This is a genomic window from Amnibacterium sp., from assembly GCF_036559085.1.
Classification (GTDB): Bacteria; Actinomycetota; Actinomycetes; order Actinomycetales; family Microbacteriaceae; genus Amnibacterium.
Window position 1 is genome coordinate 41,529 of sequence record NZ_DATBTU010000019.1, and the last position, 20,758, is coordinate 62,286.

Below are 20,758 nucleotides of genomic sequence, written 5' to 3' on the forward strand. Positions count from 1 at the left end.
GGGCAGCGGATGACCAGCATCCACGATGTCGCCCGGCACACCGGCGTCTCCACCGCGACCGTCTCCCGCGCGCTGCGCGGCCTGCCGAACGTCTCCCCGAAGACGCGGCAGGCCGTGCAGGCCGCGGCGGCCGAGCTCGGCTACGTGCCCTCCCCCTCCGCCGCGGGGCTCTCCAGCGGACGGCATCGCGCCATCGGCGTCGTGATCCCGTCGATGGGGCGCTGGTTCTACACCGAGGTCGTCGAGGGCGCCGACAGCGTGCTTCGCCGGGAGGGCTACGACGCCTTCCTCGTGAACCTCGGCGCCGGTCCTGGCGCCCGGGAGCGGCTCTTCCACAACGCGCTGCTCCGCAAGCGCGCCGACGCGGTGATCGCGCTCGGCATCGACTTCTCGAAGGAGGAGCGCCGGGAGCTGCGCTCGCTCCAGATGCCCGCCATCGTCGTCGGCGCACCCGTCCGCGGACTCCGCACCGTCGGGATCGACGACGAGGCGGCCACGCGGCTCGCGATGGGCCACCTCATGTCCCTCGGCCACACCCGCATCGCCCACATCGGCGGCGAGAACGAGTACGGGATGGACTACACCGTCGCGCTCGTGCGGCGGGACGCGTGGCGCGCCGCGCTGCGGTCGCAGGGCGTCGAGGCTCGGGACGACTGGTTCATCTCCGCGGGCTTCCAGATGCCTCCGGCGAAGGTGGCCGCGCGGGTGCTGCTCGACCGGCCCGACCGACCGACCGCGGTGTTCGCGGGATCCGACGAGATGGCCTTCGGCGTGCTGCTCGCCGCGGGTGAGCTCGGCTTGAAGGTGCCGGACGACCTCTCCGTCATCGGCATCGACGACCACGCGTGGAGCGAGGCGTTCGGGCTCACGACGATCCGGCAGGATCCGCAGGCCCAGGGCGTGACGGCCGCGCGGATCGTGCTCGACGAGCTCCAGGGCATCCACACCCGGCAGCGGGTCGTGCGGGCGGAGTGCTCGCTCGTGCTGCGCCGCACGACCGCCGCTCCCCCATCCGGGCATCGGGAGCCGCTGAGCGCACCACCGGCCGCGGTGCGCTCCGTCGGCGTGCTCGAGCCCACCTGACGCGCGCCACCGCCCGGAACGGCCTGCCCACGCATCGCCGATGGGCCGAGCCCCCTCACGGGACCCGTGGTCTCAGTTCGTGCCGTTCGCGGACTGCATCGAGCGGCACGAGCTGCGACCATCCGGGGCGGGCCGTCACCGTGGTCTCGGTTCGTGCCGTCGGCGAGCGAGCCTCGGCGGCACGAACCGAGACCACCAGCCGCGGCACGCGGAGGATCCGGCGGAGCGAGATCGACTCGCTGGTTGCGAGGACGAGACCATCCGTCGTCCCCGGAACGGCCGAAGGGCGCCACCCCGTGCGGGATGGCGCCCTTCGGCGTTCGTCTGCGGACGACTACTTGAGCGTGATCGTGGCGCCGGCGGCCTCGAGCTGAGCCTTGGCCTTGTCGGCGGTCTCCTTGTTCGCACCCTCGAGCACGGGCTTCGGAGCGCCGTCGACCAGCGCCTTCGCCTCGCCGAGGCCGAGGGAGGTCAGCGCACGGACCTCCTTGATGACCTGGATCTTCTTGTCGCCGACCGACTCGAGGATGACGTCGAAGGAGTCCTTCTCCTCGACCTCTTCCGCGGGAGCAGCAGCGCCGCCACCCGCAGCGGCCACCGCGACGGGCGCGGCGGCGGTGACGTCGAACGTCTCCTCGAACTTCTTGACGAACTCGGACAGTTCGATGAGGGAGAGCTCCTTGAACGCGTCGAGGAGCTCGTCGGTGCTGAGCTTGGCCATAGGTTCCTCCTAGGGGTTGATGAGTGGGTCGATTCGGGGCGGACGCCCCGAGGTCTTCTGGGCTACGCGGCCTGCGCTGCGCTTGTCAGGCGCAGGCCGTCAAGCGGCCTGCTTCTCGCGAAGGGCGTCCACGGTGCGGACGGCCTTCGAGAGCGGGGCGTTGAACGCGTAGGCGGCACGCGTGAGCGACGCCTTGAACCCACCCGCGGCGCGGGCGAGCAGGACCTCGCGGGACTCGAGGTCCGCGAGGCGGGTCACCTCGGCGGCGCTGAGGGCAGCCCCGTCGAAGTAGCCGCTCTTCACGACGAGCAGCGGGTTCGCGCGGCTGAAGTCGCGGAGCGCCTTCGCGACCGCGACGGTGTCGCCGTGCACGAACGCGATCGCGGACGGCCCGGCGAGCTCCGCGTCGAACGCGGTGATACCGGCGTTGTTCGCGGCGATCTTCGTGAGCGTGTTCTTCACCACGGCGAACGTGGCGTGCTCACGGATCGACGTGCGCAGCTGCTTCAGCTGCGCGACGGTGAGGCCGCGGTATTCAGTGAGCAGAGTCGCGTTCGAGTTCTTGAACCCGTCCGTGAGCTCGGCCACAGTGGCTTCCTTCGTCGCCATGTGCACCTCCTTCGTATGTCGGTAAGTCGTCGGTGCCGACACCGTCGGGGCAACAAAAAAGCCCCGGCGCAGGCGCACGGGGCCAGACCGTCCGACGGATCGGACGTGCTGCTCATGTCACCTGCGCAGGTCGCCGGATCCTCGCGGACCCGGACCTTCGGTCATCACGCCCGAGGGCATGACGACGACCGGCGGTCTTCGGCGTCGTCCAGTGTAGCGGATCCCCTGATGGCTCCCGTCCACCTCGACGGTTGCCACTTTCTGCGGGCATGGCGGCCTCAAGGTCGCGAAAAGTGGCAACAGTCAGGCCGTCAGGTACGGCGGACCTCCGCGCACACGCTGACGTGCGGCTCGCCGTCGATCTCGAAGTCCTCGATCAGGCGGAGACGGCCGTCGTCGTCCTGCTCGACGCGCGAGGCCGCCTCGCCTGCGACCGGCGTGCCGCCGGCGACGAGCGCGTGCACGAACCGCACGTCGATCCGGTCGCCGGATCGGGTGCCGACGAAGCGGCCGGTCGTCACGGTGTCGCCCGTGTACTCGCCCCAGAGGACGCCGTCGGCCTCGTGGTAGACGAAGCGGGTCGGCGCATCCGGATCCACGCGGCTGGCGGTGGAGGAGACCATGTCGAAGACGCGACCGTCGAGGGACACCATGATCGTCATTCAAACGCGGACGTGCCGCTTCCCGCCCCTCGACCGAGCGGTGAGGGGCGGGAGGCGGCACGGGAGCGGCGGAACCGGACTCAGCTCGGGATGTAGTTGAACGTGTCGGGGTCGGGCCCGGTGCGCTCGTCCTTGTTCAGAGCGGTGATGTCGCTCATGTCGGCGTCGTTCAGCTCGAAGTCGAACAGCTCGAAGTTCTCCTGCACGCGCTCCCGGGTCACCGACTTCGGGAAGACGATGTCGCCGCGCTGGATGTGCCAGCGGAGCGTCACCTGCGCGGTCGTCCGCTCGACCCGGTTCGCGATCCGCACGAGCACCGGGTCCTGCAGCACCTTGCCCTGCGCGATCGGCGACCAGGCCTCCGTCGCGATGCCGTGCTGGGCGTCGAAGTCGCGCAGATCGTCCTGCGTGAGGTACGGGTGGATCTCGATCTGGTTCGCCGCCGGCACCACGGTGGTCTCGGCGAACAGCCGGTTCAGGTGGTGCTGCTTGAAGTTCGAGACGCCGATGGCGCGGACCTTGCCGCCCTCGTACATCTTCTCCATCGCCTTCCAGGTCTCGACGTAGTCACCCACGCCCGGCAGCGGCCAGTGCATGAGGAAGAGGTCGATGTGGCCGATGTCGAGGACCTCGAGGGACTGCTCGAAGGCGCGCGCGGCGTCCTCCGGGTCGTGGAAGCCGTTGTTCAGCTTGCTGGTGACGAAGATCTCGCCGCGGTCGATCCCGGACTCGCGGACCGCCTGGCCGACCTCCTTCTCGTTGCCGTACATCTCGGCCGTGTCGATGTGCCGGTAGCCGACCTCGAGGGCGGCGAGCGTCGCGGCCTTCGTGTTCTCGGGCTCGATCTGGAAGACGCCGAACCCGAGCTGCGGGATCTCGACGCCGTTGTTCAGCGTGATGGTGGGAACCGTGGTCGTGGTCGTCGTAGCCATGCTGCGAGATTACGCGGCGGGCTCTGAGCGCCTCCCGGGCGCCGGCTTCGAGCCGGTTGTCGTCAGGGCCGGTATGAGGTCCACCGTCAGGGCGCGGTGGTCCGAGAGGCCGTCTCCCGAGATCTGCACGGCGGCGATCTCGTAGCGATCGGGGACCAGGAAGTAGTCGTCGGTCTCGCGGGAGAGGGGCCGTGAGAGGTAGTCGAGCTGCTCCGAGGTGAGCCTCGCCCAGCCGCGCCAGAGCTCGCGGTGCCGCTCCAGGTGGTCGACGTTGAAGTCGCCGCCGAGGATGCGCCGCTCGTGCCGCGCCTCCTGCATCCGCAGCACCTCCTCGAGGTGGTGCAGGGCGAAGTCGTCCCGGACCGAGAGGTGGACGTTCATCAGGGGCCAGGTCGTGCCGTCGACGTCGACGTCCGCGAGCTGCACGATCCGCTGGTGCGGGTCGCCCTGCTCGTGGTGCAGCACGAGCGCCTCGGTCGAGGGGACCGGATGCCGGCTGAGCAGACCGAGGCCCTCGCGGTAGTCGGCCGTCACGCGGCCGCGCTGCAGGCGCGTGACCGACTGGTGCCGGTACGGGTAGTCCATCTCGCGTGACAGCAGGTCGAGCTGCGTGACCGGCGCGATCTCGGGCAGCCAGACGACCTCCTGGAACAGGATCACGTCGGGCGCCATCGATCTCAGGTAGGCGACGACGCGCGGCATCCGGGCTTCCCAGTCGGTGAAGCCCTGCAGGTTGAGCGAGGTGATTCGCATGGCCGGAACAGTCTGGCGGAGCGCTGCCGGGTGAGTCCTGTCCCAATCCGGGACGGCTGCTGAACGGATTCGGGACGTCATCCCACCGGCGACGGCCCCGGACCGGGGTCCCGGAAGCGGACATCGGCCGCGTCCCGCCTGAGGGCCGATCGGCCGCCATACGCTGCGAGCAGCCGATCGAGGAGGCCCTCATGCCCGACGACCCGTCCATGCCCGGGATGCCGCTCTTCGGCGTCTTCTTCGCGATCGTGCTCACCCTCGTGGTGGCGGTGTTCGTGCTGGTGCTCGGGACGGCCATCTACCGCGGGGTGCGGCTCCGCCGGCAGGGCGTGAACCCGCTCACGCTGGACTCCGACCTCGCGGTGAAGGTGATGCAGTCCGATGTACTGCGGCGTACGCCGTCGAAGGCCGAGCGGCTGGCGGAGCTCGACGTGCTCGCCGCGAACGGGACGATCAGCGCCGCCGAGCGCGCGACGGCGCGGGAGCGGATCCTCGAGGCGTAGCGGCTCAGCGGCGCTCGGTCGCCGCGACGTCGTCCCAGCCGTCCTGCGGCGTCGCGCAGGTCTCCCGGAACACGTACTGCGACGGCCGCTTGCGCTCGGCGCTCGTCCAGTCGATCGCCGGGCGCCGCTCCTCGTCGGGCAGGTAGCCGAGGCGGTACACGGCCATCAGCTCCAGGTCGTCCGGCACCTGCAGCAGCCGCTCGATCCGCCCCCACTGCCCCGGCACCTCCATGGGGAACGAGACGAACTGGATCCCCATCCCGAGCTCCGTCGTCGTCAGCCAGATGTTCTCCATCGCGGCGCCCATGCTGAAGACGGAGTAGAACGACGACAGCTCCCCCGGCCGGTACTCCGCGCGATCGAGCAGCACCGCGAGCAGCAGCGGAGCACCGGCGACGAGCCTGCGGTTCTCGGCGCCGAGGGTCTGCGGCACCCGCATCGCGTTCATCAGCTTCTGCCCGCGCGACGTGAACACCTGGCCGGTGAACGGCCGCAGCGGCGCGGGAAGCCGGTCGAACAGCATCCCGCTGCGCTGCAGCTCCATCTCCGCCTTGCTGAACCGGAAGTACGGCTTGTACCGCTCGAAGAACGTGCCGTTGCTCATCGCCTCGGTCATGCTCTCGCCGCTGATGTCGGCGATCGCCTCGATCGTCTCCCGCCGCTCGACGATGACGAACCGCCACGGCTGGCTGTTCAGCTGGGACGGCGCGCGGCCCGCGACCTCCATGAGCAGCCGCTGGTGCTCCTCCGACACGGGGTCGGGCAGCAGGGGCCCGTTCGTCGTGCGGCGGCGGCGGATGGCGTCGAGCAGGTCCAACGGTCAGCTCCTTGCGAGCGCGGCGAGCGCGTAGAACGGCGCGGCGGCGGCGGCCACCGCGTAGTGCCGCCGGCTGTGCGTGCCGGCGTACGGGATGACGGCGAGCGGCACGAGGGCGGGGACGAGGCGGCGGCCCGGCACGCTGCGGACGTTCGTGGCGACGGCGACGACGGTGAGTGACGCCGTCACGATGTAGAGCGCGTGATGCACCCAGCGGAAGCGGGACGTGTCGACCACGCGGGTCGCGGTCGCGACCCCGAGGGCCACGTTGGCCGCGTAGGCGCCGGTCGCGGCGGCGACCAGGGCGTCCGCTCGCATGGTCCCTCCTTCCGTCGGGGACGCATTCTCGCTCCTCAGGACAAGGGCATCCTCCGGTCGGGCTCAGGTGCAGGAGGGACGCCCCCGTGCGCCGTGGGACGGCTGCGCGTTCCCAGGGATGGGGAGAATGGGCGGATGGACCTGCCGAACCTGACCGGCGTGCGGCTCGCCCGGGACCGATCCGACCTCGCGCTCGCGGCGGGTGAGGCGCCGCTCGCCGGCGGCACCTGGCTGTACTCCGAGCCGCAGACGCACCTCACCGGGCTGGTCGACCTGACGACGCTCGGCTGGCCGGACTGGACCGAGCGGGTGGACGGCGGGCTCTCGATCGGCGCGACCTGCGCGGTCGTCGACCTCGTGCGCATCCCCGACTCGGACAGGCCGGCGGTGCGCCTGTTCCGGCAGGGCGCGGAGTCGCTGCTGCAGTCCTTCAAGGTCTGGAACACCGCCACCATCGGCGGCAACATCGTGACGGCGCTCGCGGCGGGGGCCCTGATCGGGGTCACCGCGGCGCTCGACGCCGAGCTCGTGATCTGGACCGCCGACGGCGGTGAGCGCCGGCAGCGCGTCGAAGCGTTCGTGCTCGGCCAGCGGGCGACCTCCCTCGCGCGCGGCGAGGTGCTCCGGTCCATCGAGATCGGACCGGCGCCGCTCGCCGCCCGCACGGCGTTCCGCCGCATCGCGCTCTCGCCGCTCGGCCGCGCCGGGACCGTCGTCGCAGGCCGCCGCGACGCCGGCGGGACCACCGTGCTCAGCATCACCGGTGGCACCGCGCGGCCGGAGGTGCTGCGCTTCCCCGAGCCGCCCGGACCGGAGCACCTGCTCGCGGCGATCGATTCCATCCGCTCGTGGTTCACGGATGCGCACGGCGCCGCCGACTGGCGGGCCGCGATGACCCGCACGCTCGCGGAATCGGTGCGCGAGGAGCTGGCCGCATGAGGTTCACCGTCGACGGCGGCGCGATCGACGCCGATCCCGGCCCGGGGCAGTGCCTGCGCACCGTGCTGCGCGACGCCGGCCGCTTCGCCGTGAAGAAGGGCTGCGACGCGGGTGACTGCGGCGCATGCGCCGTGCTGCTCGACGGCCGGCCGGTGCACTCCTGCATCGTGCCCGCCCACCGCGCGGAGGGCCGCGAGGTGACCACCGTCGCCGGGCTCGGCGACGACGCGGGCGGCCTCGCGGATGTGCAGCAGCGGTTCGTCGACGCGGGGGCCTTCCAGTGCGGCTTCTGCACGGCGGGCATGGTCGTCACGGCGTCGACGGACGAGGTCGCCGCGGCCGACGACGAGGACCTGCCCCGCCTCTTCAAGGGCAGCCTCTGCCGCTGCACCGGCTACCGCAGCATCCGGGACGCGGTCCACGGCGTTCGTCGGACCGTGCCGCGCGACGGCGCCGCCGGAGTCGGCCGCTCGGTGCAGCCACCGGCGGCCGAGCGGATCGTCACCGGCGCGGAGCCGTACACCCTCGATCTCGTCACGACCGGGCTCGCCCACCTCGCGGTGCTCGGCAGCCCGCATCCGCACGCGCGCATCCGCCGCATCGACACGGCCGCGGCCCGCGCGATGCCGGGCGTGCTCGCCGTGCTGACCGCGGCGGATGCGCCCGCGGTGCTGTTCTCGACGGGCCGGCACCAGAGCCGGCTCGAGGACCCCGACGACACCCTCGTGCTCGATCCGGTGCTGCGCTTCGCCGGGCAGCGGGTCGCGGCGGTCGTCGCCGAGACGCTTGCGGAGGCGCAGGCCGCGGCCGCAGCCATCGAGGTCGACTACGAGGTGCTGCCGGCGGTCTTCGACCCGGAGGCGGCCCGCTCCCCCGGCGCACCGCTGCTGCACGGGGAGAAGGACGCCGCGGCCAGCCGCATCGCCGAGCCGGGGCGCAACGTCGCCGCGCTGAAGCACGGCGAGATGGGCGACGTCGACGCGGCCCTCGCGGCGGCGGACGTCGTCGTGTCCGGCACCTGGCGGACGGGCCGCGTCGCGCATGCGGCGCTCGAGACCCACGCCACCCGCGGCTGGCTCGACGCCGACGGCCGTCTCGTGCTCCGCACCAGCTCGCAGGTGCCGTACCTGGTGCGGGACGAGATCTGCCGGATCTTCGGCCTCGGCGAGGACCGCGTCCGCGTGATCACCGCGCGCGTCGGCGGGGGCTTCGGCGGCAAGCAGGAGCTGCTGACGGAGGACCTCGTCACCCTCGCGGTGCTCGCGACCGGGCGACCCGTGCAGCTCGAGTTCACCCGCGAGGACGAGTTCACGGTCGCGCCGATGCGGCATCCGAAGCGCGTGTCCGTGGCGCTCGGCGCGACCGCGGACGGGGTGCTCACGGCGATGGACCTCGACGTGCTCGCCGACACCGGCGCGTACGGCAACCACGCCCCCGGGGTGCTCTTCCACGGCAGCCACGAGTCGGTCAGCGTCTACCGCGTGCCGAACCGGCGCGTGCGGGCGGAGTCGGTCTACACGAACAACCCGCCGTCGGGCGCATTCCGCGGCTACGGCCTCGGGCAGGTGATGTTCGCGGTGGAGTCCGCGATGGACGAGCTGGCGCGACGCCTCGGCATCGACCCGTACGAGCTGCGCCGACGCAACGTGATCGTGCCCGGCGACCCGGTCGTCGTCACGGACCCGGACGAGGTGAACGACCTGCAGTACGGCGGCTACGGCCTCGACCAGGCGCTCGACCTCGCCGAGGATGCGATGCTCGAGCCCGGCGACCCGGCGCCGGCGGATGGCGGCCCGTGGCGGATCGGCGAGGGGATGGCCGCCTCGATGATCGCCACCATGCCGCCCCGCGGCCACTTCAGCGACGTGCGGCTCACGCTCGAGGCCGGCGGGGCCCTCGTGCTCGAGGTCGGCACCGCCGAGTTCGGCAACGGCACGACCACGGTGCACGCGCAGCTCGTCGCGGAGGTGCTCGGCGTGCCGATGGGCGCCATCCGCATCCGCCAGTCCGACACGGATGCGGCGCGCTACGACACCGGCGCGTTCGGGTCCGCCGGCACCGTGGTGGCGGGAGCCGCGGTGCACCGAGCGGCGCTCGCGCTGCGCGACGCGGTGCTCGCCGCGGCCGGTCCCGGCGCCCATCTGGTCGGCGGCGCCGTCTCGGTGGACGGCGCGGTGCGGCCGCTCGCCGCGTTCGCGCCGCTGACGGCCCCCGGATCCGCGAACGGCACCCCTCGTGGCCTCGCCTTCAACGTGCACGCGTTCCGGGTGGCGGTCTCGCCGGTCACGGGCGAGGTGCGGATCCTCAAGTCCGTCCAGGCGGTGGACGCCGGGCGCGTGCTCAACCCGGAGCAGCTCCGCGGGCAGGTCGAGGGCGGGACCGCCCAGGCGATCGGCAGCGCCCTCTACGAGGAGGTGCGCACGTCCGGCGGCCAGGTGCTTTCCCGCGTCCTCCGCAACTACCACCTGCCGCAGATGGCGGACGTGCCGGAGACCGAGGTGCTGTTCACCGACACCGCGGATCCGAACGGGCCGTTCGGCGCGAAGTCGATGAGCGAGGCGCCGTACAACCCGGTCGCGCCCGCGCTGGCGAACGCGATCCGGGACGCGGTCGGCGTGCGGCCGCACGAGCTGCCGATGACCCGCGACCGCCTCTGGCGCCTCCAGCAGCCCGTGGAGTGACCGAGCCGCTCTCACCCGCCCCACCTGTCAGGCCAGCGTCAGTTGCCGCGCATCCCGGCCGCATCCGCTGATTGCTGTCCGCACGGACAACTGCTGCCGCCGAAACGCGAGCAGTTGTCCGTGCGGACAGCAGACACGGATGCGCGTCAGTGCCCGTCACTGGCCGTCACTGGCCGCGCGGCCCGGCCGCATCCGCTGATTGCTGTCCGCACGGACAACTGCTGCCGCCGAAACGCCGACAGTTGTCCGTGCGGACAGCAGACACGGATGGGTGTCAGTGCTTGATCACGCCGGGGAGCACCGCGGTGTGGTCGATCCGGACGCCCGCGAGCGCCTTCGGGTCGAGCCCCAGCAGGCGGAGGATCGTCGGCGCGATCTGCGTCGTGGCGACGTGCGCTCCGACGACACCGTGCCGCACACCGGCGCCGGCCACGACGAGCGGCACGTGCCGGTCCGCCGTGGCGTCGCCGCCGTGCTCGGCGATCTTGCCGACCTTGCCCGTGTAGACGACCCCGTACTGCCCGATCCCGATCAGGTCGGGGGCGTGCGGGTCGCCGGGCTTCGCGTCGACGAAGCGGTCCGCCGCCGCGCCGGTCAGCACCCGGGTGAGCCCCGAGGACTGCACAGTGGACGAGAAGGTGCCCTTGGGGTCCGTGATGAGGTTCGCGGGCGCCGAGTGCGTCAGCAGGTAGTGCGTGACGTAGGAGCGTGCCGCAGCGGACCGGTTCGAGAGCCACATCAGCATCCCGTCGTCATCGACCGCGAAGTCCACGAGCGGCTTCGCACCCGGGTGGGCGCTCGTCCATCCCGCGTTCAGGGCGTCGATGATCGCTCCGTCGTCGACGCGGCGGAGAGCCGCCGGCGAGATCGGTGACTGGCCGTGCTTGGCGGACAGGACGATCGTGGTGCTGCCCTCGAGGTGGCGCTGGTGGATCCCCTGCAGCATCCGGCCGACCTGCGCGTCCACGAAGCCGAGCGCCCGCGTGAGCAGCGGACCCGGCGTCCCGGCCTTCGTGTAGCCACCCGTCAGCCCGTCGGACGTCGGCAGCTTCTCCGCGGTGGAGACGGTCTGGAAGTTCATCCCGAAGACCGCAGGGGTGCCCACGTACTTCGTGCCCGAGTGGTCACGACCCTTGATCTCGTTGAGCACCGCAGCGACCTTGAACGAGTCGTACTCGGCGGTCAGCGCGTTGTCGGTCGTCCAGTCGTCGCCCGCGGCGTCGGCGACGCTGTTGATCTCGGGCGTGAAGAGGTCCTCGATGCCGGTGCCGGACGGCCCGTTCAGGATCTCGTAGGCGGGGTGCTTGTCCGACCACGCGGTGCGCAGCCCAGCCTGCTTCGCGACCTCGAACACGGTGTTCGTCCGGATGTACTGGTGGGGCAGCACGGCGGTGCACGTCTTCGGGTTCACCGGGAGCGCGGCCGGGTTCAGCAGCGAGACCGCCTTGGGGGTGAGCTTCAGGATCGAGGCGGTGAGTGCCTTCTTCGCTGCGAGCGTCTGCGCGAGCGTGTTCGTCGGCAGTGCGGCGAGCGCCGGGGAGCCGATGCCCTGACCGGCGTCGAGGGTGATCGGGTTCTGCGAGACGTCGGCCGCCTCGGTGAAGGAGACCTCCGCGCCCTTGGCCGTCGTGCGGCAGTCCGTCGTGCCGGCGGGCAGCAGGGCGTGGTTGAACGTGTCGTCGTAGAACACCCCGCTGGTGCCGGGGTCTGCGCCCGTGAACTGGGCGACCATCCCTGGGAAGGAGTCGGACGGGAACGTCGTGGCCGCGTTCGTGTAGTCGCGGCCGTGGCGGGTGAGGGCCGCGAGGGCCGAATGGGGATGCTGCTTCACGTACCAGGTGAGGTCCGCCTGGTGCATGCCGTCGACGGACAGCACGAGCACGTGCTTCGACGGCGCGGGGCGCGTGTGGGCGATCGCGGGCGCGCCCTGCGCGGCCAGCGCCGCGACGAGCCCGAACGCGACGCCGCTGGTGAGTACGATCCTTCGCCGATGCATCAGCGTCTCCTTCCGGCATCCCAGGTGGATGCTCGAATCCGGTTGTACGGGCGCCGCGGGACGCGTTCCGAGCGCGGCGGTGTCCGCCCGGTGAACGGGAGGTGTCGCGCCGCCCGGCCCCGCCGAGCCGCCCGGCGGATGCCCGCATCCGCCCGACTGCTGTCCGTGCGGACAACTGCTGCCGCTGAAACGCGAACAGTTGTCCGTGCGGACAGCAGACGTGGGTGGCGACGGCGGCTGCGGGGTTCGGCAGCGGTCGCGGGGCGGCCCCGGGGGCGGTCGCGGGCCCGGGTGGGCGGCCCCCGGCCGGGCCGGTTCGTCGTCGGCGGCAACGAATTCGGGCGGGAGAATGGACGGGTGACCGCTGCCGCCGCATCCGCCCCTCGGCGGTTCGCGGCCCTGCGGGTGGCCGACTGCCGCACCTACCTCATCGGCGGGGCACTCGCGATGATGGCGGACAACATCGAGCACGTCATCACGTACTGGGTGCTGTGGCAGCGCTACCACTCGCCGGTGCTGGCCGGCTTCGAGGTGTTCAGCCACTGGCTGCCGTTCCTGCTGCTGTCGATCCCGTTCGGGGCGCTCGCGGACCGGTTCGACTGCCGCCGCGTGATCCAGGCCGGCCAGCTGCTCTTCGCCGCCGTGTCGATCGCCTGGGGCGTGCTCTTCGCGACCAACACGCTGACCGTGCAGGCCGCGTGCGTGCTGCTCGTGCTGCACGGCACGGCCGGCGCCCTCTGGGGACCGGCGGAGCAGCTGATGCTGCACGACTTCGTCGGGCCGGACGAGCTGCCGAGCGCCGTGCGCCTCAACTCCACGTTCCGCAGCCTCGGGATCCTGTTCGGCCCGGTCGTCGGCGGCCTGCTGCTCGTCGGGCTCGGCCCCGAGGCGGGCATCTTCGTCAACGCGCTCTTCTACGTGCCGCTGATCCTCTTCCTGCTCCGCACCCGCGCGACGGGCCACACCCGCGACGTGGTCGGCGACACCGTGCGGTTCGGCTTCCGCGAGCTGGGCCGCATCGCCCGGTTCGTGGTCGGCGACCGCACGCTCCTGTCGATGATGGCGCTGGCGGGACTCGGCTCCTTCTTCGTCGGCGCCTCGCTGCAGGCCGTGATGCCGGCGTTCGCCGGACGGCTGGGCGCGGGCGAAGGGGATGCGGCGTACAGCATGCTGCTCTTCGCCACCGGCGCCGGGGGCGTGCTCGGCGGGCTGCTGCTCGAGGCGACCGGATGGCCGCGGCCCACCATCCGCGCCGCGGTGGTGAGCACACTCGTCTACGGCGCCGGGATCCTGGGTTTCGCGATGACGGCCTCGTTCGCGCTCGCCCTCGTGCTGCTGTTCCTCGCCGGCGCCGCGAACCTCGCGTCGATGTCGATCTCGCAGACGGTCGTGCAGCTGATCGCCCCGCCGGCGGAACGCGGGCGGGTGCTCGGGTTCTACGGCGTCGCCGCGAACGGCCTGCGCCTCGGCAGCGGCGTCACGGTCGGCCTCTTCGGCGCGGTCGTCGGCGTCGGCGCAGCGCTCACCTGGAGCGCGGCGGCCCTCTGCGTCGGGACGGTGATCACCGGCGCGGTCGCGGCGATCGGATACCGATCCGCCGCCGGCCCCGAAGGTCGGACCGCTAGAGCGTGACCTCGCCGGCGACGTGCGTGCGCGTCGCCCCGCTCACCCAGACGCCCTCGTCGTCGCGCTCGACGCGCACGAACCCGTTGCGCCCGAGCACCGTGCCCTGCCGCACGGTGTAGGTGTCCGCGACGATCCCGGCGCCGAAGAACCAGGTGCCGATCCCCGCGTTCAGGCTGCCCGTCACCGGGTCCTCGGGCACGCCGAGGCCGGGCACGAACGCGCGGACCTCGAAGTCGGCAGGTCCACCCGCCGGATGCGGGCCGATGACGCCGAGCGGGAACGGCATCCGCTCGAAGTCCGGCACGAGCGCGAGCACGGTGTCGGCATCGACGAGCCGCAGCGCGAGCCACCCGGGGCCGTTGTCCACCCACTCCGCAGCCAGCACGTGGTCCACCTCGATGCGAAGGGATCGCGCCGCGGCGACGGTGTCCTCGGCGCTCGCCGCCCCCGAGCGGATGAGCGGCGGCGCGGCGAGCGCGAAGCCGTCGTCCCGCCGCTTCACGTCGACGAGCCCGATGCCGCACTCCTGCACGAGCCGGTCCGCCTCCGAGCCGACGTGGTCGGCCCAGGCGGAGGCGGACCCGAGGGTCGGATGCCCCGCGAACGGCAGCTCGCCTCCTGGCGTGAAGATGCGCAGCCGGTAGTCGGCGCGCTCGTTCGTCGGCCGCAGCACGAACGTCGTCTCGGACAGGTTCGTCCAGCGGGCGAAGTCGGCCATGGTGGCGTCGTCGATCCCGTCGGCGTCGAGCACGACCGCGACCGGGTTGCCGCCGAGGGCGGCGTCGGGGAAGACGTCGACCTGCCGGAACGGGTACGCGGGCATGCGGTCAGGCTCCGGGGACGATCGCCCGGTGGCGCTGCTGCACGGCCTGCGGGCCGTACGGGTACACCTCGGCGCGCGGCGTGCTCGCCTCGGTGAGGGTCGCGAGCTGCGCGTCGTCGAGCGCGAGCTCGACCGCGGCGAGGTTCTGCTGCAGCTGCTCCACGGTGCGGGCACCGAGGATCGTGCTCGTCACGCCGGGCTGGGCGTCGAGCCACGCGAGGGCGACGGCGGCCTGGGTCGCGCCGGTCGCATCCGCGACCTGCTCGACGGCGTCGAGCACCCGCCAGGTGTGCTCGTCCTCGTTGCGGGGCCCGTAGGCCTCCATGCCGCGGTCCGGGTTCGTGCCGAGCCGGGTCGCGCCGGTGGGCACGGCGTCGCGCTGGTACTTGCCGGTCAGCCATCCGCCGGCGAGCGGCGACCACGGGAGCAGGCCGATCGCCTGGTCGAGGGCGGCGGGCACGATCTCGTGCTCGATGCCGCGCACGAGCAGGCTGTACTGCGGCTGCAGCGTGACGGGCGGCGCCCAGCCGTGCACCTTGGCGATCCAGGCGGCCTTCGTGAGCTGCCAGCCGGTGAAGTTCGAGAAGCCGTAGGCGCCGATCTTGCCAGCGGTGATCGCGTCGTTCAGGAACCGGAGGGTCTCCTCCAGCGGCGTGAGGGCGTCGAAGGCGTGGATCTGGTAGAGGTCGACGAAGTCGACGCCGAGACGAGCGAGGCTCGAGTCGAGCGCGTCGCGCAGGTGCCGGCGGGAGGCGCCGTAGTCGTTCGCGCCGGGACCCATCGGGAAGCGGCCCTTCGTCGCGATCACGAGCTGCTCGGCGTCGGTGGCGTGGGAGGCCAGCCAGCGGCCGATCACCTGCTCCGAGATGCCCTTGGAGTAGACGTCCGCCGTGTCGAGGAAGTTGCCGCCCGCCTCGATGAAGGCCTCGATGATCCGACCCGAGGTCTCCTCATCCGCCTCGTCGCCGAAGGTCATCGTGCCGAGGCACTGCACCGAGACGACCGTGCCCGTGTTGCCGAGAGTCCTGTACCGCATGCGGCTCAGTCTGCCCGTGTCCGGCTGGACGGCGGATGGATCAGGCCAGGCGTCCGGCGCCCGCCGCGGGCACGACACGGAACGACGCCGGCTCGCGGTACCCGCGCTCGGCGAACGCCGCGACGACCGCCTCGGCGAGCGCATCCGCCTCGTCGGCGGGCAGGAGGGCGATGGCGGATCCACCGAAGCCGCCGCCCGTCATCCGCGCCCCGACCGCACCGCGGCTCCGCGCGACCTCGACCACCGTGTCGAGCTCCGGCACGCTGATCTCGAAGTCGTCGCGCATCGACGCGTGGCTCTCGTACATGAGCGCGCCGAACGCGGCGGTGTGGTGCTCCTTCAGCGCCTCGACGCTGCGCAGCACCCGGGCGTCCTCGGTCACGATGTGCCGGACGCGGCGGAAGGTCACCGGGTCGAGGCGCTGCTCGGCGTCGGGCAGGTCGGTGAGGGCGACGTCGCGGAGCGCGGGCACGCCGAGCTCCTTCGCGGCTCGCTCGCACGCCTCGCGGCGGTCGCGATAGCCGCCGGTGGCGTGCGCGTGCTCGACCTTCGTGTCGACGACGAGGAGTGCGAGCCCCGCGGCCGCGAAGCCGAGGGGCACCTGCTCGACCTCGATCGTGCGGCAGTCGAGGAACACCGCGGCGTCGGCCTCCCCGAAGACGCTCGCGGCCTGGTCCATGATCCCGGTCGGGGCGCCGACCGCGACGTTCTCGGCGCGTCGCCCGATGCGGGCGAGCGCGGCGCGGTCGGCGCCGACCTCCCACAGGTCGTTCAGCGCGACCGCGGTCGCCATCTCGATCGCGGCGGACGAGGACAGCCCGGCGCCGACCGGCACGTCCGAGTCGACCGCGAGGTCGAACCCGCGCACCGCGGCGAGATCGGTGCCGGCCTCGCCGAACGCCCAGACGACGCCGAACGGATACGCGGACCAGCCGGAGAACCGACGGTCGGCGATGTCGTCGAGCGTGGTCTCGATCGTGTCGCCGCCCTCGAAGGTGGAGGCGATGCGCACCGTGCGGTCCTCGCGGAGCGCGACGGCCACGTGGGCCGCCCGGTCGATCGCGAAGGGCAGCACGAAGCCGTCGTTGTAGTCGGTGTGCTCGCCGATCAGGTTCACCCGGCCCGGCGCCCGCCAGAGCCCGTCGGGCTCGCCGCCGAACCGGTCGGCGAAGAGCGCAGCGGCGGGCTCGTGCCCGCTCATCGGGCGTGCTCCGCGTCGGCGCGGGCCAGCGCCTCCCGGAGTCGGTCGGCGGTCTGCTCAGGCACGAGATCGCCGATCCACGCGCCCATCGCCGACTCGCTGCCGGCGAGGTACTTCAGGCGCTCGGCGGCGCGGCGCGGCGACGTGATCTGCAGCATCATCCGCACGGAGTCCCGGTGCGTGTTCACGGGCGCCTGGTGCCAGGCCGCGATGTACGGCGTCGGAGTCTCGTACAGGGCGTCGACGGCGCGGATGAGCCGAAGCACGACGACGGCGAGCTCGTCCTTCTCGGCCTCGGTGAGGGCGGCGAAGTCGGGCACGTGGCGGTTCGGCAGCAGGTGCAGCTCGACGGGCCAGCGCGCGGCGAACGGCACGAACGCGGTGAAGGAGTCGGTCGCGAGCACGACCCGCTCCCCCGCCTGCTCGAAGGCGAGCAGGTCGGCGAAGAGGTCGCCGTCGTAGCGGTCGATCGAGTCGAGCAGCCGGGAGGTGCGCGGCGTCACGTAGGGATAGGCGTAGATCTGGCCGTGCGGGTGGTGCAGCGTGACGCCGATCGCCTCGCCGCGGTTCTCGAACGGGAAGACCTGCTGCACGCCGGGCAGCTTCGAGAGGGCGGCCGTTCGGTGCGCCCACGCCTCCACGACCGTGCGGGCGCGGTTCTCGCTCAGGGTGGCGAAGGATCCGCTCGTCTCGGGGCTGAAGCAGACCACCTCGCAGCGGCCGACGGAGGTGCGGGTACGGCCGACTCCGGGGCGCGCGAGGTCGTCGAGGCCCTCGGGGGCGTTCGGCGCATCGGCGAGCGCGGGACCGAAGGAGGGCGACCGGTTCTCGAACACGGCGACGTCGTAGCGGTCCGGGATCTCCGACGGGTTCGTCGGGGACTGCGGGGCGAGCGGATCCGCCTCGGGGGGAGGCAGGAACGCCCGGTTCTGCCGCGCGGAGGCGATCGACACCCACTCGCCGGTGAGCAGGTCCAGCCGCATGGTGGCGGTCGGCGGCCGGGGGTCCAGCTCGCGCTCATCCGCTCGACGCTCCTCGGGCAGGGTCGAGCCCCGGTCGTCGAAGTAGATGAGCTCACGACCGTCCGCGAGCTCGGTCGGCCGCACCGCGATGCCCGTCATGCCACCCCTTCTTCTGACGCTGAAAGCCGCGCCGAGCCTACTGGGGGCCGGCCTGGAGGCGCTCGAGAAGGCCGAGCCGCACGGTGGGCCACTCGGGGGCGATGATCGAGTAGACGACCGTGTCGCGGAGAGTGCCCCCGCGGCCGATCTGATGGCTGCGGAGCACGCCGTCCTGCTTCGCGCCGAGCCGCTCGATCGCCGCCCTCGACTGCCGGTTGTGGAAGTGCGTGCGGAACTCGACGGCGATGCAGTCGAGCACCTCGAACGCGCGGGTGAGCAGCAGCAGCTTCGCCTCGGCGTTGATGCCGGTGCCCTGCGCGGAGGCGCCGAGCCAGGTGGCGCCGATCTCGAGCCGCCGGTTGGCGTCGTCGATGGCCCAGTAGGTCGTCATCCCGATCGCGCGCCCGTCGGCGACGACCGCCCAGGGCACGATGCGGCCGGCGGCCTGCGCGGCCAGCCGGGCCTCGATCTCGGCCGGCACGTCCTCCGGCGACGGGATGCGGGTGGTCCACTTGCGCCAGACCTCGCCGTCGGCCGAGGCGCGAGCGAGGTCCTCGGCATGGCGTCGTTCGAGCGGCTCGAGCCGGACCAGCCGTCCCTCGAGCAGCACGGCGTCATGCAGCGATCCCGTCACGGGATCCACTCAACCGCACGCGGCGCGGCTCGGCGAACCGGGAGGCGATGCTCAGCGGACGGCATGGATGGGGCCGCCGCGGCCGACGAGCGGCGCCCCGCTCGTCGCGGTGCGCACGAGCAGCACCTCGGCGAGCACGGAGAGGGCCGTCTCGGCGGCCGTGCTGCCGCCGAGGTCGAGGCCCATGGGGCTGCGGAGCCGGCCGACCGCCGCCTCACCGACCCCGAGCGAGCGCAGCCGGAGCCGCCGCCGTGCGGCGGTGCTCCGGGACCCGAGCGCGCCGACGTAGACGGCGGGCCCCTCGAGCGCGACGGCGATCGCGAGCGGGTCGAGGTCCTCGTCGTGGGTGATCAGCACCACCACGGACCGCTCGTCGAGCGGCAGCCGCTCGAGCCACCGGTGCGGCGCATCGACCGCGACGGACTCGGCCGCCGGCATCCGGTCCGCCGTGCCGAACGCCGGCCGGGGATCGCAGGCGAGCACCCGGTAGCCGAGCGCGACGGCGCCCGAGGCGAGCTCGCGGCCGAGGTCCGTCGCGCCGATGATCGCGAAGAGCGGTTTCGGGCGTCCCACCTCGACGAAGAGTCGCAGCACGCCGGCGCACTCGACCTCGATCGCCCCGGTGGTCGTCGCGGTGGCGACCGCTCGGCGCACGGCGGGGAGGTCCAGGCCGAGGCGCTGCAGGGCGGCCTCGTCCGCCTCGCCGGGCAGCCCGGCGCCGGCGGCTCCGGCCACGACCGCGCCGAGCAGCTCCGGAGGTCCGGCCGTCACGACGGCGATGGCGGCGGCCTCGCCGGCGGCCGCGGCCTCGAGCTCGCGGAGAACGCCTTCCCCACCGAGCATGTGGAGCAGCACGTCGAGCTCGCCGCCGCAGGCGAGCCCCGCGGCGGCCGCGGCGGCGTCCCCGAAGCCGTAGCGCTCGACGGCGGCCGGGGCGCCGTCGAGCAGCCGGCGGCAGCCCTCGAGGGCCGCGGCCTCGACGCATCCGCCGGAGACGCTGCCGAGCACCGTGCCGTCGGCGACCACGGCCATCGAGGTGCCGACGGCCTGCGGCGAGCTGCCGATCACGTCGATGGAGGTCGCCAGCGCGACCCGCGCCTCGCGCCGCAGCAGCGGCAGGAGGCGGTCGGCGAGCTCGAGCACGCGTCCATGATCGCCCCTCACCCGCGCGTGCTTTCCGCACGGACAACTGCTGCCGCTGAAACGCCGACAGTTGTCCGTGCGGACAGCAGACGCGGTGCTCCGACCGCGGTCAGAGCTCGATCGTGATCCGCGGGCAGGCCGCGCGCGAGACGCAGATCATCATCGCGAAGTTGTCGTCCTGCTCCTCGGGGCTCAGCACCGAGTCGCGGTGGTCGACCTCGCCGTCGATGATCGGCGTCTCGCAGGTGCCGCAGGTCCCGACCCGGCACGACGAGAGCGCGAGCACGCCCGCCTCCTCGACCACCTCGAGGATCGAGCGCTCGGGCGGCACGGTGACGGTGATGCCGGACAGCAGCAGCTCGACCTCGAACGGCTCGTCGAACACCGGCGCGCCCAGCACCTTCGCCTCGAACCGCTCGAGGTGCAGGTGCCCAGAGGGCCGGCCCGCGCATGCCTCCTCGACCGCCGCGAGCAGCCGCGCCGGGCCGCAGGCGTAGACCACGGCATCGGGCGACTCGGCGAGGAGGGCTGGGATGTCCGCACGCACGCCCTCGTCCCCCGCGAACACCTGCACGCGGTCGCGGTGCCGGCCGACGAGCTCCTCGAGGAACGCCATCGTGCCGCGCGAGCGCCCCGCGTAGAGCAGCCGCCAGGTCACGCCGGCGGCCTCCGCGGCGCGCACCATCGCGGCGATCGGCGTGATCCCGATGCCGCCCGCGACGAAGACGTACTCCCGGCCGGGGAAGGGCTCGAAGGTGAAGTGGTTCGCCGGCCCGCGCACCGTCACCGTGTCGCCGGGGGCGCGCTCGTGCAGCCACACGGATCCGCCGCGGCCGGCCTCCTCGCGGAGCACCCCGATCCGCCACATGTCCGTCTCGGCCGGGTCGCCGCAGAGCGAGTACTGCCGCTCGCCGAGCCCGCCGGGCAGCACGACGTCCAGGTGGGCGCCCGGCGCCCACCGCGGCAGCGCCCCGCCGTCCGGCCGCGCGAGGTCGATCAGCACGACGTCGGCGGCCGCCTCGGTCACCCCGCGCACGGTCAGCCGCAGCTCCCCGGTCATGCGCCCGACCATAGCCGCGCAGCGCGCAGCCTCCGCGCTGGGCCGTGGCAGGCTTGCCCCCCGAAACGGGGGCGTTACACGACCGAAATGCAGGCTCCGT

The 20,758-nt window shown here is 72.8% G+C and carries 20 protein-coding genes; 5 read left to right on the forward strand and 15 right to left on the reverse strand.

Annotation, left to right across the window (positions count from 1 at the left end):
- Positions 1-9 precede the first annotated feature (9 nt).
- On the forward strand, positions 10-1,083 hold the full coding sequence (locus VIG76_RS03230) for a LacI family DNA-binding transcriptional regulator (RefSeq protein ID WP_331950990.1): 1,074 nt from the start codon (positions 10-12) through the stop codon (positions 1,081-1,083).
- 334 nt (positions 1,084-1,417) lie between these two features.
- Here VIG76_RS03230 and rplL read toward each other — a convergent pair whose 3' ends face one another.
- From rplL to VIG76_RS03255, 5 genes are all read right to left on the reverse strand, one after another.
- Positions 1,418-1,804 (reverse strand): 50S ribosomal protein L7/L12, encoded by a 387-nt coding sequence (gene rplL / locus VIG76_RS03235; RefSeq protein WP_331950992.1) that lies wholly within the window; start codon positions 1,802-1,804, stop codon positions 1,418-1,420.
- Positions 1,805-1,903: 99 nt separating this feature from the next.
- The gene (gene rplJ / locus VIG76_RS03240; RefSeq protein ID WP_331950994.1) at positions 1,904-2,413 is read right to left on the reverse strand and encodes a 50S ribosomal protein L10; all 510 of its coding nucleotides are present in this window, start codon (positions 2,411-2,413) and stop codon (positions 1,904-1,906) included.
- 311 nt (positions 2,414-2,724) lie between these two features.
- Entirely contained in the window at positions 2,725-3,066 is a 342-nt protein-coding gene (locus VIG76_RS03245; RefSeq protein ID WP_331950996.1) for an avidin-fold protein, read from the reverse strand.
- Between the two features lie 89 nt (positions 3,067-3,155).
- Positions 3,156-4,007: an aldo/keto reductase gene (locus VIG76_RS03250; protein ID WP_331950998.1), complete on the reverse strand. Its 852-nt coding sequence runs from the start codon at positions 4,005-4,007 to the stop codon at positions 3,156-3,158.
- A 9-nt stretch (positions 4,008-4,016) separates the two neighbouring features.
- Positions 4,017-4,760 (reverse strand): endonuclease/exonuclease/phosphatase family protein, encoded by a 744-nt coding sequence (locus VIG76_RS03255; protein WP_331951000.1) that lies wholly within the window; start codon positions 4,758-4,760, stop codon positions 4,017-4,019.
- 191 nt (positions 4,761-4,951) lie between these two features.
- On the opposite strand from VIG76_RS03255, the gene VIG76_RS03260 reads away from it, so the two are divergent.
- A complete protein-coding gene (locus tag VIG76_RS03260; protein WP_331951002.1) occupies positions 4,952-5,263 on the forward strand; it encodes a hypothetical protein in 312 nt (103 codons plus the stop codon).
- Between the two features lie 4 nt (positions 5,264-5,267).
- Here the strand turns inward: VIG76_RS03260 and VIG76_RS03265 are convergent, their stop codons facing one another.
- Both VIG76_RS03265 and VIG76_RS03270 read right to left on the reverse strand, forming a co-directional pair.
- On the reverse strand, positions 5,268-6,080 hold the full coding sequence (locus VIG76_RS03265; protein ID WP_331951004.1) for a nitroreductase family protein: 813 nt from the start codon (positions 6,078-6,080) through the stop codon (positions 5,268-5,270).
- 3 nt (positions 6,081-6,083) lie between these two features.
- Positions 6,084-6,398 carry a hypothetical protein gene (locus VIG76_RS03270; protein WP_331951006.1) on the reverse strand — a complete coding sequence of 105 codons (315 nt, stop codon included), beginning with the start codon at positions 6,396-6,398 and terminating at the stop codon, positions 6,084-6,086.
- A gap of 135 nt (positions 6,399-6,533) precedes the next feature.
- On the opposite strand from VIG76_RS03270, the gene VIG76_RS03275 reads away from it, so the two are divergent.
- The gene (locus VIG76_RS03275; RefSeq protein ID WP_331951008.1) at positions 6,534-7,337 is read left to right on the forward strand and encodes an FAD binding domain-containing protein; all 804 of its coding nucleotides are present in this window, start codon (positions 6,534-6,536) and stop codon (positions 7,335-7,337) included.
- Entirely contained in the window at positions 7,334-10,018 is a 2,685-nt protein-coding gene (locus VIG76_RS03280; RefSeq protein WP_331951010.1) for a molybdopterin-dependent oxidoreductase, read from the forward strand. Before VIG76_RS03275 ends, VIG76_RS03280 begins: the two co-directional genes overlap by 4 nt.
- Positions 10,019-10,292: 274 nt before the next feature.
- Here VIG76_RS03280 and VIG76_RS03285 read toward each other — a convergent pair whose 3' ends face one another.
- The gene (locus VIG76_RS03285) at positions 10,293-12,014 is read right to left on the reverse strand and encodes an alkaline phosphatase family protein (protein ID WP_331951012.1); all 1,722 of its coding nucleotides are present in this window, start codon (positions 12,012-12,014) and stop codon (positions 10,293-10,295) included.
- A gap of 357 nt (positions 12,015-12,371) precedes the next feature.
- Here VIG76_RS03285 and VIG76_RS03290 point away from each other — a divergent pair, with 357 nt between their 5' ends.
- Entirely contained in the window at positions 12,372-13,646 is a 1,275-nt protein-coding gene (locus tag VIG76_RS03290; protein WP_331951014.1) for an MFS transporter, read from the forward strand.
- On the opposite strand, the gene VIG76_RS03295 is transcribed toward VIG76_RS03290, so the two are convergent.
- The 7 genes from VIG76_RS03295 to VIG76_RS03325 all read right to left on the reverse strand — a co-directional run bounded on the left by VIG76_RS03295 (position 13,636) and on the right by VIG76_RS03325 (position 20,658).
- A complete protein-coding gene (locus VIG76_RS03295) occupies positions 13,636-14,463 on the reverse strand; it encodes a PhzF family phenazine biosynthesis protein (RefSeq protein WP_331951016.1) in 828 nt (275 codons plus the stop codon). The genes VIG76_RS03290 and VIG76_RS03295 overlap by 11 nt on opposite strands.
- Before the next feature lie 4 nt (positions 14,464-14,467).
- Positions 14,468-15,499: an aldo/keto reductase gene (locus tag VIG76_RS03300; RefSeq protein WP_331951018.1), complete on the reverse strand. Its 1,032-nt coding sequence runs from the start codon at positions 15,497-15,499 to the stop codon at positions 14,468-14,470.
- Between the two features lie 40 nt (positions 15,500-15,539).
- Entirely contained in the window at positions 15,540-16,700 is a 1,161-nt protein-coding gene (gene galK, locus VIG76_RS03305; RefSeq protein ID WP_331951020.1) for a galactokinase, read from the reverse strand.
- Entirely contained in the window at positions 16,697-17,821 is a 1,125-nt protein-coding gene (gene galT, locus VIG76_RS03310; protein ID WP_331951022.1) for a galactose-1-phosphate uridylyltransferase, read from the reverse strand. The genes galK and galT overlap by 4 nt, the downstream gene beginning before the upstream one ends.
- 37 nt (positions 17,822-17,858) lie before the next feature.
- The gene (locus VIG76_RS03315; RefSeq protein WP_331951024.1) at positions 17,859-18,455 is read right to left on the reverse strand and encodes a GNAT family N-acetyltransferase; all 597 of its coding nucleotides are present in this window, start codon (positions 18,453-18,455) and stop codon (positions 17,859-17,861) included.
- A 51-nt stretch (positions 18,456-18,506) separates the two neighbouring features.
- Positions 18,507-19,598, reverse strand: a complete 1,092-nt coding sequence (locus VIG76_RS03320) for an XdhC family protein (protein ID WP_331951026.1) — start codon at positions 19,596-19,598, stop codon at positions 18,507-18,509.
- 109 nt (positions 19,599-19,707) lie between these two features.
- Entirely contained in the window at positions 19,708-20,658 is a 951-nt protein-coding gene (locus tag VIG76_RS03325; protein ID WP_331951028.1) for a PDR/VanB family oxidoreductase, read from the reverse strand.
- Positions 20,659-20,758: the final 100 nt, after the last annotated feature.